At 69.3% G+C, this 11,033-nt stretch carries 14 protein-coding genes and 1 pseudogene; 8 read left to right on the top strand and 7 right to left on the bottom strand.

The genetic code is table 11. From position 1 onward, the window contains the following. Window positions 1–71: 71 nt before the first annotated feature. Window positions 72–806, bottom strand: coding sequence for a DJ-1/PfpI family protein (locus FNH05_RS21310; protein ID WP_222426668.1), 735 nt, complete (start codon window positions 804–806; stop codon window positions 72–74). Between the two features lie 63 nt (window positions 807–869). Then, window positions 870–1,343 carry a MarR family winged helix-turn-helix transcriptional regulator gene (locus FNH05_RS21305; protein WP_222426667.1) on the bottom strand — a complete coding sequence of 158 codons (474 nt, stop codon included), beginning with the start codon at window positions 1,341–1,343 and terminating at the stop codon, window positions 870–872. A gap of 367 nt (window positions 1,344–1,710) precedes the next feature. Between FNH05_RS21305 and FNH05_RS21300 the strand changes: the two genes are divergently transcribed. From FNH05_RS21300 to FNH05_RS38185, 5 genes are read left to right on the top strand one after another with little or no spacing between them, the layout of a single operon-like run. After that, window positions 1,711–2,373 carry a DJ-1/PfpI family protein gene (locus FNH05_RS21300; RefSeq protein WP_144590474.1) on the top strand — a complete coding sequence of 221 codons (663 nt, stop codon included), beginning with the start codon at window positions 1,711–1,713 and terminating at the stop codon, window positions 2,371–2,373. Between the two features lie 31 nt (window positions 2,374–2,404). Then, complete coding sequence (locus FNH05_RS21295) at window positions 2,405–2,704, top strand: hypothetical protein (protein WP_144590473.1); 300 nt, start codon at window positions 2,405–2,407, stop codon at window positions 2,702–2,704. Between the two features lie 27 nt (window positions 2,705–2,731). Next, window positions 2,732–3,907 (top strand): MBL fold metallo-hydrolase, encoded by a 1,176-nt coding sequence (locus FNH05_RS21290; protein ID WP_144590472.1) that lies wholly within the window; start codon window positions 2,732–2,734, stop codon window positions 3,905–3,907. 34 nt (window positions 3,908–3,941) lie between these two features. Then, the gene (locus FNH05_RS21285; protein ID WP_144590471.1) at window positions 3,942–4,259 is read left to right on the top strand and encodes a hypothetical protein; all 318 of its coding nucleotides are present in this window, start codon (window positions 3,942–3,944) and stop codon (window positions 4,257–4,259) included. Between the two features lie 26 nt (window positions 4,260–4,285). Continuing rightward, the gene (locus FNH05_RS38185; RefSeq protein WP_186382663.1) at window positions 4,286–4,468 is read left to right on the top strand and encodes a hypothetical protein; all 183 of its coding nucleotides are present in this window, start codon (window positions 4,286–4,288) and stop codon (window positions 4,466–4,468) included. 10 nt (window positions 4,469–4,478) lie between these two features. On the opposite strand, the gene FNH05_RS21275 is transcribed toward FNH05_RS38185, so the two are convergent. Next, the gene (locus tag FNH05_RS21275; protein WP_144590470.1) at window positions 4,479–4,805 is read right to left on the bottom strand and encodes an ArsR/SmtB family transcription factor; all 327 of its coding nucleotides are present in this window, start codon (window positions 4,803–4,805) and stop codon (window positions 4,479–4,481) included. 241 nt (window positions 4,806–5,046) lie between these two features. On the opposite strand from FNH05_RS21275, the gene FNH05_RS21270 reads away from it, so the two are divergent. Together FNH05_RS21270 and FNH05_RS21265 are read left to right on the top strand one after the other, a co-directional pair. Continuing rightward, on the top strand, window positions 5,047–5,886 hold the full coding sequence (locus FNH05_RS21270; RefSeq protein WP_246127870.1) for an NAD(P)H-binding protein: 840 nt from the start codon (window positions 5,047–5,049) through the stop codon (window positions 5,884–5,886). Window positions 5,887–5,976: 90 nt separating this feature from the next. Further along, the gene (locus FNH05_RS21265) at window positions 5,977–6,357 is read left to right on the top strand and encodes a nuclear transport factor 2 family protein (RefSeq protein WP_144590468.1); all 381 of its coding nucleotides are present in this window, start codon (window positions 5,977–5,979) and stop codon (window positions 6,355–6,357) included. Window positions 6,358–6,519: 162 nt separating this feature from the next. On the opposite strand, the gene FNH05_RS21260 is transcribed toward FNH05_RS21265, so the two are convergent. Then, window positions 6,520–7,377: a LysR family transcriptional regulator gene (locus FNH05_RS21260; RefSeq protein WP_144590467.1), complete on the bottom strand. Its 858-nt coding sequence runs from the start codon at window positions 7,375–7,377 to the stop codon at window positions 6,520–6,522. Window positions 7,378–7,476: 99 nt separating this feature from the next. On the opposite strand from FNH05_RS21260, the gene FNH05_RS21255 reads away from it, so the two are divergent. Then, window positions 7,477–8,307: a TIGR03620 family F420-dependent LLM class oxidoreductase gene (locus FNH05_RS21255; RefSeq protein ID WP_144590466.1), complete on the top strand. Its 831-nt coding sequence runs from the start codon at window positions 7,477–7,479 to the stop codon at window positions 8,305–8,307. 267 nt (window positions 8,308–8,574) lie between these two features. Here the strand turns inward: FNH05_RS21255 and FNH05_RS21250 are convergent, their stop codons facing one another. The 3 genes and pseudogenes from FNH05_RS21250 to FNH05_RS21240 all read right to left on the bottom strand — a co-directional run. Beyond that, on the bottom strand, window positions 8,575–9,627 hold the full coding sequence (locus tag FNH05_RS21250; protein WP_222426669.1) for an NAD(P)H-dependent flavin oxidoreductase: 1,053 nt from the start codon (window positions 9,625–9,627) through the stop codon (window positions 8,575–8,577). Between the two features lie 187 nt (window positions 9,628–9,814). After that, window positions 9,815–10,729, bottom strand: coding sequence for a TIGR03619 family F420-dependent LLM class oxidoreductase (locus tag FNH05_RS21245; RefSeq protein WP_144590464.1), 915 nt, complete (start codon window positions 10,727–10,729; stop codon window positions 9,815–9,817). Between the two features lie 2 nt (window positions 10,730–10,731). Beyond that, window positions 10,732–11,033 (bottom strand): annotated as a pseudogene (locus FNH05_RS21240) (acetyl-CoA C-acetyltransferase); the annotation flags it as partial.

The following is an 11,033-nucleotide window of genomic DNA, read 5'->3' as shown; positions in this document are numbered from 1 at the left end:
GTTGCCGGCCGTTGCTGCTTGGCCGGCAACCGCGCACCACGAACAAATCACGGATGCGGCGCCGACGGCTTTCAGACGGCGATGCCGAGCCGTTCGGCGGCTCGTTCCGAGATCTTGAGCAGAGGCTCGGTCATCGTCCGAGTGTGCTCCTGGGCGAGGGCGGTGAGCTCCGGCCCGGCCATTTCCGGAGTGCCGACCTTGAACAGCGGCTGCGGGTCGTACTCCGCCTGCAGGATGCTTTCGCGGGCCATTTCATCGCCGTACATGTCCTGGATGATGCGGAAGGCGATCTCGAAACCGCCGGTAGCGGGTCCGGAGGTGATGCGGTTGCGGTCTTCGACGACGTTGCCCGGAGCGTACGTGGCACCGTAATAGGGCAGCAGGTGCACGCCCTGGAAATTGGTCGTGGCGCGGTAACCCCGCAACAGGCCGGCGGCGCCCAGCAAGAGGGAACCGACGCACGATCCCGCGACCCACCGCGCGCGACTGCCGCGGTCGGCCAGGAATTCCAGCGTTTCCTCGTCCTCGAACACCTCGCTGCCGACCGCTCCGGCAAAGATGACGTCCAGGTTCCGCGGGCACTCGTCGAACGTCGTCGTCGGCCGCGTCGGAAAGGGGGGCACGCCCATCACCTCGTCGGTGTTCTTCCACACCAGGTGCACCCGGGCCCCGGGAAGCAGGCCGAGCGCGGTGTGCGCGCCGACGATGTCGACCGGGTTGTAGCCGGGGGCGACCAGGAAGGCCGCCTCGATCGGCGACCCGTCGTGCTCGGGCAGGTCGAGCTTCATCGATTCGTGGTTGGACACAGAACCTCCTTTGTCGAGTGACCCGACCAGAGTATCAGTCCAACTTAAAGTCTGCCTGTTGGTCTACCTGTCCGCGCTTCCGCCTGGACTGAACGCCAGTTCCAAAAGTGCCCGCTTCAGCTGTGTCTTGGCGTCCTCGCCGATGTTCTGGAACAACTCGCCGTCGATGGCATCCAGTTCGGCGGCGACCGCGGCGAGCAGTTCATGCCCGCGAGGGGTGACCTCCAGCCGGGCGCGCTGGCCCTTCCCGGTCGTCGCTTTGGTGATGGCACCGAGTTCCTGGAGCTGCCGGACGGTGGCGTGCATGCTCTGCGCGGTGATCCCGGCCCGGCGCGCGAGGTCGCTGTACGACAGGTCCGGTCGACGGGACAGGTGTCCGAGCGCGCCGAGGTGCCGCAGCGTCAGTCCCAACGGTGCCAACCGATCCTCGACTCGCACCCGGACAGCCTGTCCTGCACCGACAAGCGCCAGCGCCAGCGAGCCGGTCACGGTCGGCATCGCCGCGGAACCGCCGCTGTCCTTATCTTGGTCCGGCATGGCGACGCTCGCCGCGTCGATCTCCGTCGCTCACGGACACTCCTCGGCTCCCTACTGTTCACATGCGATCCACACTGCGCTCTCGACCGAGCCAATCGTACGCAAGTCCGGCCCGGTTGCCGGGCGGAGGGCTGAGACGACGGACCGCTCCTCACAGGGCTTCAACGCCGGGATCACGCAACGCGGGTTCCAGGACCGAGGCGTGCCGGGCTCGGCCCAGGGCGGCAGTGCCGATCCGGGCGGCAGATCGGTGTTCCGTCCCATGGCGATTTTCCGGCGAATCTTGGCACTAACCACGGTGTTCGGCCGACACGGGCGAAGTTAGAGTCGCCAGCATTCCCATCAAGTTTCTCCGCAGGAGTCCACTGTGCACGTCCAGATTGTCTTGTTCGATGGTTTCGACCCGCTCGATGCCATCGCGCCTTTCGAGGTTTTCCACGCCGGCGGGATGGCTTCCGGCGGCGCCGTCACGGTGGAACTTGTTTCTGCCGAAGGGCCACGCGACGTGGTGAGCGGCACGGGTGGGCTGTCGTTGCGCGCGACGGCCGCGCTCGACCCCACGCGTGCGGGAGTGGTGCTGGTCCCGGGCGCGGCGGGTCCGATCGGCGACATATCGGAAGTCGACAACAGCGAAGACACCATTCCGGTCCTGCTCGGACGGACTCTGGAAACGTCTTTGCCCGCGCTGCTCAAGGAAGCCTTGGCGCAGCCTGATGTCCTGTTCGCCACGGTGTGCGGCGGCTCGCTCATCCCGGCCATGGCCGGACTCATCGAGGGTCGTCACGCCACCACCCACCACGGAGGCATGGATCTGCTCGACGCCACCGGCGTGCACGCGGTGCCGGCACGCGTCGTGGACGACGGCGACCTCGTCACCGGAGCCGGGGTCACCTCGGGTCTCGACCTCGGTCTCTACCTCCTAGAACGAGAGATCGGTCCGCAGATCGCGCACGCCGTCGAGGAGTTGTTCGCTCACGAACGGCGCGGCGTCGTCTGGCGCAACACCGGACCCCAGCCGGCTGGCTTCTGAAACCGCTCCACACCACCGAAAGGAAGATCCAGTGACCTCCACCGAAACCTGGGACCTCACCATCTCCACGCCGATCGGGAAGATCAAGGCAGACATCGACCTCCGCGAGCAGGACGGGATCTGGAGCGGCATCGCACGCGGTTCCGGCGAAGACGTCGAACTCCGGGATCTTGTTCGCGACGGAAACCGGATCACCTGGCGGCAGGCCATTACCCGGCCGATGCGGCTGAACCTCGTGTTCGAGGTGACGGTCGACGGCGATGACCTCAAAGGTACTTCGAAGGCCGGTCGTCTGCCGTCGTCGAAAGTGGTCGGGCGGCGCCGGCTTTGATCGCGATCGAACCGTCGAAGGAACGCCATGTGTGACTACCTCTCCCGCGCTGCCGCCGAAATTCCGCGCGGTCCCGGCAGGCGTCGGTTCCTCCAGCTCCTCGGTGCCGCAACCGCGGGGTCGGTCATGGTCGCGTCCAGCGCGGCCGCGTCTCCCGACCGCGGCTCCGGCAGGCACCAGACCGCGCGTACCCGCATCGTGCTCCTCGGCACCGCGGGTGGCCCCACCATCATGAACCCCGGCCGAGCGGGGGTATCCACCGCGATCGTGCACGCGGACCAGGTGTACGTGGTCGACCTGGGCATCGGCGCCTACCCGCAGTTCGCCCGGAGCGGGATCATCCCGGGGCCCGTTGCGGGCAACCTGCTCGGCAACGTCCGCGGGATCTTCTTCACCCACTTGCACAGCGATCACATCGCGGACTGGCCTTCGCTCTACGTGACCGGAGCGTCCAACGCCATCGGACGCACCGGGCCGCCCATTCAGGTCTGGGGCCCGCCCGCGCGCCCCACGCTGCCGCGCGTCTTCCCGCCCGGCCGCCCAGAGCCGCCGGTGTACGTTCCCGGTGAACCCGGCCCCGGCACCGCCAGCCTGACGAACCACCTGCGCCAAGGCTTCGCCAACGACCTCAACGACCGCTCGCGGGACAGCGCTCTCGCCGGTCCCGACAGGCTGTTCGAGGTGCGCGACATCGACCTCACCGGGATCTGGGCGCCAGACCCCGAAGGACGGCCGCCTCGCCTCACCTCACCGATCCCCGTCTGGCGTGACGGCAACGTCACCGTCACCGCGACACTCGTCGACCATCACCCCACCGCGCCGGCATTCGCCTACCGGTTCGACACGCCGGACGGGTCCATTGTGGTCTCCGGCGACACCTGCGTGAGCCCCAACCTCATCGACCTCGCCCAGAACGCCGATTACCTCGTGCACGAAGTGATCGACCCGAAGTTCGTCGACGAACTGGTCGCCCTCCTGCCACCGGACAAGGCCGGACCGATGCGGGAACACCTGCTCTCGGCCCACACCACGATCGAACAGGTCGGCGCGCAGGTCGCGGAACCAGCCGGAGTCGGCACCCTGGTGCTGACTCATCTCGTTCCCGCAACCACCCCGGAAAGCCGCTGGCGAGATGCCCAGCAGGGGTATTCCGGCCGGTTGGTCGTCGGGCACGATCTTCAGGTGTTGCCCGTGGGGGAGTGAGCTCGCGGCGGTGGTGAGAGCCGGGCTTACCGCCTTGGGCGAGGTGGATCGGGTCGCGGCCCGCGGTGGCCGGGGCGGACTCGCGAACCTGCACACCACCTGCGCCAAGGTCGACGCCGCCTCGACCGACGTGATCAACGGGTTCGCGAAGCTCGACGTTGCCGGGATGTGGGGCGAGCGCGGCGTGAAGAACATCGGGTCGTCCGGGCTGTACAGCCCGGACGACGGGCCGGCGGCGGCCCGCGGGTTGCAGGAGGTGGAGAACGGGAACTCCGCCAACGGGGTCGTGTTCTGCGGCAGGGGTGTTGTGGTCAGTGTGGTTGGGCGAGCAGGTGGAATGCGCCTCGGATGATGGCTTGTCCGCGCAGGAGCACATCCGTGTCGCCTGAGACACGGCCGAGGCCCACACCAACCTCGCCGATCTGTCCAAACCGGGGTGTCCTGTTCGGGCTCGGCGCGTCGGTCTACGACGGGAAGGACCCCTTCGGCTGGCTGTTCCTCCAGGCCCTGGCGACGGTGGCCGAGTCCGAGGGCGACCTCGGCACACCCGCGAGGGCGTGACGTTCGCTGGTCAGGAGTTTCCTCCTGAGGCGAGGACGGCGTTGAGCAGCCCGGGGAAGCGTTTTTCCACCTCGTCCCGACGGACCGCCATGATGCGACGTCGTCCTTCTGCGACTGTCCTGACCAGCCCGGCCTCCCTCAAGACACGGCAGTGGTGCGAGATTGTCGCGTTGCTCAGACCCAGATCGACCTTCTCCACCACGACCGCACAGTCAACCGGTTCCAGGTGCCGGTAGAGCTCGGTCATCATCGCCCGTCTGCCCGGTTCGGCGAGTGCGCTCAGGATCATGGTGAGATCCAGCGACTCGATCGAAGGTCCGGGAAGCGTTCGTGCCACGGAGACCTCCACTCCATCGTTTGACGCTCATCTAACTGTAGCGTACGGTCCTCCCTATCGATGGTTAGCTAATCATCGAACTATGGGCGTGGTGGTGCACCCCGTTCGACACCCGCCAGCGCGTTGACGGCGTCCCACCCCCAGGCCCAGGGTCCGTGAAGACACCGAAGGAGACATTGTGCCTACTGCTGCGGCCGACACCCGGTACCGCCCTGGGGATGATCCGGGACCTGGTGTTCTCGTGACCGGCGGGACCGGCAAAGTCGGCCGAGAACTGGTTACGCTTCTGCGCGGTCGCGGCGTGCCGGTGCGGGTGGCCAGCCGCACGCCGGCCGCCGAAGACCCGGACGCGGTGCCGTTCGACTGGTTCGATCGCGACACCCAGGCCGCCGCGCTGGACGGGCAGGACCGGATCTTCCTTGTCGCCCCGCCGAACGCCGCCGATCCGGCGGGCCCTGTCATTCCCTTCCTGGACGACGCTCACCGTCGTGGCGTGCGCACAGTCGTGTTGCTGAGCTCCGCTGTTCCTCTGCAGTCCCGCGCACCGGAACTGGCCGCTCGCGTCCGCGACCAGCCCGGCGGAATCGTGCTGCGTCCGTCCGGGTTCATGCAGAATTTCCTCAGCCCGCATCCAGTGGGGCGGCAAATCCTGCGAGACGGCGAAATTCGCACCGCCAGTGGTGAGGGCCGCGTGGGGTGGATCGATGTACGCGACATCGCGGCCTGCGCCGCCGCGTTGCTGGTGACCGATCGGACCGAGACCGAGGTGGATCAACGCGACTACCTGCTCACCGGCCCCCAGGCCCTGAGTTACACCGAAGCGGCGGCGGTCATTTCCGCGACCGCCGGAAAGCCGGTCCGGGTGGTCCACACCGACGAGGATGCGCTGGCCGCGGACCTGCAAACCGTCGGGTTCTCCCCAGAATTCGCCGCGATCTACGCCAGGGCCGATGCCGGGGCCCGATCGGGCCGCGACGACGTGGTCAGCACCGTGGTGCCCGACCTGACGGGCCGGCCGGCCCGCACGTTCGAACAGTTCGTCCGGGACCACGCGGCCCGATGGTCCACGGCAGCCGCGTGAGCGCACACCCAGCTCGGTCCGGTCACCGCCCTACCCCATGACCCGTCCATCCCGACGTGGTGAACCACGATCACCGGTAAGGAACGCACAATGAACACAACCGCACACGACCTCGGCAGCCGCGCCTACGCCGCCTTGCTGGCTGGAGACTGGCCGACCCTGCGCACGTTGCTGCATGACGACGCAACCTGGACCCTGCCTGGCGACCACGCCCTGTCCGGCACCACGGTCGGCGCTGATGCCGTCATCGCCCAGATGCAGAAAGTGGCCGACCATGGCGTCCAATTCCGGCTGGAACGCCTGCTGACCAGCCGAGACAACCTGGCACTGCTACAGCACAACACCGGCCACCGTGGCGATGTCGTCCTCGACGAACACCTCGCCACGGTCTGCCGGCTACGCGATGGACGCATCGCCGAGATCGAAACGTTCGCCGATGACGTACCGGGAATGAACGCCTTCTTCGTCTGATGCCTCAGCAACGTCGCGGGAACCACGAACACCGTCCGGCAGCGGCGCCAGGACTGCAGGCAGCCGAACCGGACGGTGCAGGCCATCGTGACCGTCTCCACCACCGGGGCGGCTGACCGGTCGCTGTGGTTGACGAATCTGTCTGTTGTGGACGGTGCCGGGTCAGCCGGTGGCGTCGTCGCGAAAGGCCGCGACCGCGCATTCCGCCGCGTTGCCCGCGTTTTCCGCGCCGACGACGATACAACCGGTGATCGTGATCGCCGGTTCCAGCGGGATCGCCCGGACCCGCGACGAGCGGATCTCGGCGACCTGGTCGGCGGGCAGCACCGTCCAGCTCCGCGGCTCCGAGCCGACTTCGACGATCGTGTCCTGCAGCGTGCCGGTCGGCCGGCCCGCTCTCGGGTGCAGCCCGGCATCGCGCAGTGCCGCGACCACGGTGTCATGCTCGTGGGCGGGAACGCGTAGCGTGTCGCCGGCCAGGTCGGCGAGGCCGACGGTGGTCCGCTGCGCGGCTGGGTGGTGCTTCGACACCACCGCGAACAGGTGTTCGGTCCAGGTCGGCAGCACCGTGAGCCCCGGCACGGACCGCGTGCCGCGAGTCAGCGCCAGGTCGAGCTCGCCCTGCCGGAGCGCGTTGAGCCGGACCTCGACCGGCAGATCGACCAGCACGACGTCGAACTCGGGCGCCCGCGCGCGGAGGGCGTCGATCCCGCGTTCCAGCCGGGCGGTCATGCCGGCGGCGGTGCCGATGCGCACGGTTGTCATGACCTGCTGCGCCGCGAGCTGCACTTGGTTGGCCGCCGCGAGCGTGGTGCGCGCCGCGTCGAGCACCCGCCGCCCGGCCGCGGTGAGCCGGACCCGCCGCGGTGACCGGTCGAGGAGCCGGACGCCGAGTTCCCGCTCCAGTCGGGCGATCTGCTGGCTGACCGCGGGCTGCGCGATGTGCAGCCGCTCGGCGGCCCGGCCGAAGTGCAGCTCGTCGGCGACGGTGACGAAATAGCGCAGTGCCCGCAGCTCCATGGTGCCCACCCGGTCCGGCTTCGACGATAAGCAAAGCTTATCGCAGCGCGTACCGGTTGCTGCTGGCGCGCGTCACTCCCCGGTGCTGAAGTCGTGATCATGACAATCGAACTCGGACCACTCGGTGCCTACCTGACCGCGGCGGACGCGACCGCGGCGGACGCCGTCGCACTGGAGGACACCGGCTACAGCGCGATCTGGCTGGCCGCGTCGCCAGCCGCTGACCTCCTCGCGGCGGAGCGGCTGCTCGACGCCACCGACCGGATCGTGGTCGGCACCAGTGTGCTCAACGTGTGGCAGGAAAACGCCGAAGAGGTCGCGGACTCCTACCACCGAATCGAGGCGAAGTACACCGGTCGGCTCCTCATTGGCATCGGTGCCGGCCATCGGGAGATCAACGCCGGGTACACCTCGCCCGTGGCGAAGGTCGCGAGCTACCTGGACGTCCTGGCCGCGGCCGGTGTTCCCGCCGACCGCGTGCTGCTGGCTGCGCTCGGCCCGAAGATGCTCCGGCTGGCGGCCGAGCGCGCGGCGGGCACGCTCACCCTCCAGGTGACGCCCGAGCACACCCGGCGCGCCCGGAAGGCTCTCGGGCCGGACAAGCTGGTGGTGCCCGGCCACGGCGTGGTGCTGGACACCGACGTCGAACGGGCCAGGGAGGCCGCCCGCGCGGGCGTGCGGCCGATCCTCGGCATCGCCAACTACGCCACCAACCTCCGGCGGATCGGCTACACCGATCAGGACCTCACCGAGCCGTTCAGCGACCGGTTGATCGACGAGCTCGTGCTGCACGGCGACGAGGCGGCTGTCGCGGCCGGCGTCCACGCGGAGCTGACGGCGGGCGCGGATCACGTCGGCCTGCACGCGATGGGCGAGGACCCGATCGGTGCCCTGCGCGCGGTCGCGCACGTCATCCACGACAAGCAGTGACCGATGTCCCTCCGGCGAGCTACCTCGGCCGCGGTGCGCTCCCCACAGCGGATGCGCGCCGCGATGCCCACCGCGTCGTTCGGTCCGGTTACCACGAGTCCGTCCTTCCTGCGGCGTCCTCACCACCATCGGCCGGAGGCTAGGGCCGAGGCTCCGGACGGATCGGGTTCGTCTCGCTGAGCGGGACCCACCGGCCGCTTCTGCTGAGGCGGGCAGGCCCCGGCGCGAGCAGTCGACGGTCGGGCCCGGTGGGCGGGAGGCCCACCGTCATCCCAGTTCCCCGAGCCGGCCCAGGGTCCTCTCGGCCTCGGCCATGATGCGGTCGATCAGCTGGGCGCACGACGGCAATTCGTCGATCAGGCCGGCGACCTGACCGCTGGCCAGACTGCCGAGTTCGACCTTCCCCTCGACCATGCCGGTGCGGATCATCATGGGGGTGTTGGCGGCCATCAGCAGCTGGCCCCAGGTCAGGTCGCGCTGCCCCCGCATGGCCAACCCCTGGCGCACCAGGTCGAACCAGGACGACCCGACCTCCTTACGGAGCGCGGCGGCGCTGCGGAGGGACCGAAGGACCGCCCGCGGTCCCCGCCCCTGCTCCGTCAGCCGCTCCACCATCGGCGTTCGCAACACTCGCTGGGGGACACCGTCGATGAGGTCGGTGACCACGGTCCCGTCCACCCCGGCGTCCAGGTACACCTGCTTGACCTGCGGCGCAACGGTGCTGTCCGAGGTGAGCAGGAACCGGGTGCCCATCGCGATCGCGTCCGCGCCGTAGGCCAGCGCGGCCACCAGACCACGGCCGTCGTGGAAGCCACCCGCCGCGATCACCGGGATGTCGACCGCGTCCACGACCTGGGAGAGCAGCAGGGTGGTGGGGACCGTCCCGGTGTGGCCGCCGCCTTCGCTTCCCTGGACGAGTACGGCGTCAGCGCCCCAGGCGGCGACCTTCTCGGCGTGCCGGCGGGCGCCGATCGAGGGGATGATCACGACGCCCGCGTCCTTGAGCAGGCCGAAGACCTCCTGCTTCGGCGCGAGCGCGAACGACGCCACCGGCACCTTCTCCGCGATGAGGATCTTCGCCCGCTCCGCGATGTCCGGCGCGGTACCGACGAGGTTGACCCCGAACGGGGCGTCCGTGCGCTCCTTGACGGCGCGGATGCCCGCCAGCATCTCGTCCCTGGTGAGCGTGCCCGAGGCGAGGATGCCCAGGCCGCCCGCGTTCGCCGTGGCGGCCGTGAGCTCCGGGCCGGACACCCAGCCCATCCCCGTCTGGACGATCGGGTACCGGACCCCGGTCAGTTCGGTGATCCGGGTCGTCACCATGCCGTTCATCGCGCCTGCACCTCGTGATCGACGGAGGTCTTCGTTTCAGTCATGCGGTCCTGCCTTCCAGTTCGCCTGGTGCCGGTGCGAAGAAGACACCGATGTGGGGGAAGTGGCCCTCGATTCGGCGGCCTACCAAGCGTGTGTCCAGTCGGGTGTGTCCGGTTACGGGATGCGATCCCACTCACCGTTGGGCGACGACTTCCCGAAACCCCTTGACCAGCGCCGGAAGGCGGGTGAGCGCCTCCTCGGGGTTCCGGGAGAGAGCCGGCAGGGTGAACGACACATCGGTGACTCCGGCGGCGAGCAGGTCGGGGACTCGCGCCAGGGTGGCATCCAGGTCGGCGGCCCCGTTCTTCCCGCGCACGACGGGGAGCCGACCCTGCACCTGGAGCCCGGACAAGTCGCGACCGGCTTCCCGGAACGCCGAGTGCAGCCGGGTGATGTCGGTGCGTAACCGTTCCGGCGTGATGCCCATGATGGGGATCCACCCGTCCCCCCACCGGACGAGCCGGCGCAGGACGGGCCCGGTGAGTGAGCCGGAGACCCAGATCGGGACTCCGGGGCTGCGCGGGCTGCACCATACGTCCGCGAAGCGCAGCGAGGGCAGGTCGACGGCGGCGGGGGCGCCGTCCCACAGTGCCCGGACCGCGGCGAGCGTGTCGTCGAGCAGCGGGCCGCGGCGGGCGAAGTCCAAACCCGCGGCCTCGTACTCCTTGGCCTGCCAGCCGGTCCCGACACCCAGGTCGAACCGCCCGGCGGAGAGCAGGTCCAGCGTGGCCGCGGTCTTGGCCAGCACGGCCGCCCCGCGTAGCGCCGCGACGACCACGCCGGTGGCGAGCCGGATCCGCCGCGTCCGCCCGGCGAGCACGGCAAGTGTGGTCAGCGGCTCCAGCCAGGGACTGTCCGGCTCGGTGGGGAACGAGCCCCACGAGTAAGCATCCGTGTCCGGGCCCATCACCACGTGGTCGACGACCACGAGCCGGTCCACTCCGGCGGCCTCCGCCGTCTCGGCCGCGGCGATCATTGCGCCGGGACCATGGGTGGCGATCCGATCCCCGTAGTTGAACAGCAGCATGCTGAGGGTCGGGTCGGCCATGTTCAGCCCAGCCTTTCGAGGATCGTGACGTTGGCCTGGCCACCGCCCTCGCACATGACCTGCAACCCGTACCGGCCCCCCGAGCGCTCGAGTTCGTGCAGCAAGGTGGTCATCAGCCTCGCGCCAGTGGCCCCGAGTGGGTGCCCGAGGGCGATGGCTCCGCCGTTGACGTTGACCTTGGCCGGGTCGGCCTTCGTCTCGATCAGCCACGCCCCGACGACGGAGGCGAAGGCCTCGTTGATCTCGATCAGGTCGATCTGGTCCAGGGACATCCCGGCCTTTTTCAGGGCGTAGGCGGTGGCGG

It is taken from the genome of Amycolatopsis rhizosphaerae (genome assembly GCF_007713715.1).
Classification (GTDB): domain Bacteria; phylum Actinomycetota; class Actinomycetes; order Mycobacteriales; family Pseudonocardiaceae; genus Amycolatopsis_E; species Amycolatopsis_E rhizosphaerae.
This window is presented reverse-complemented; position numbering and strand designations above follow the sequence as displayed.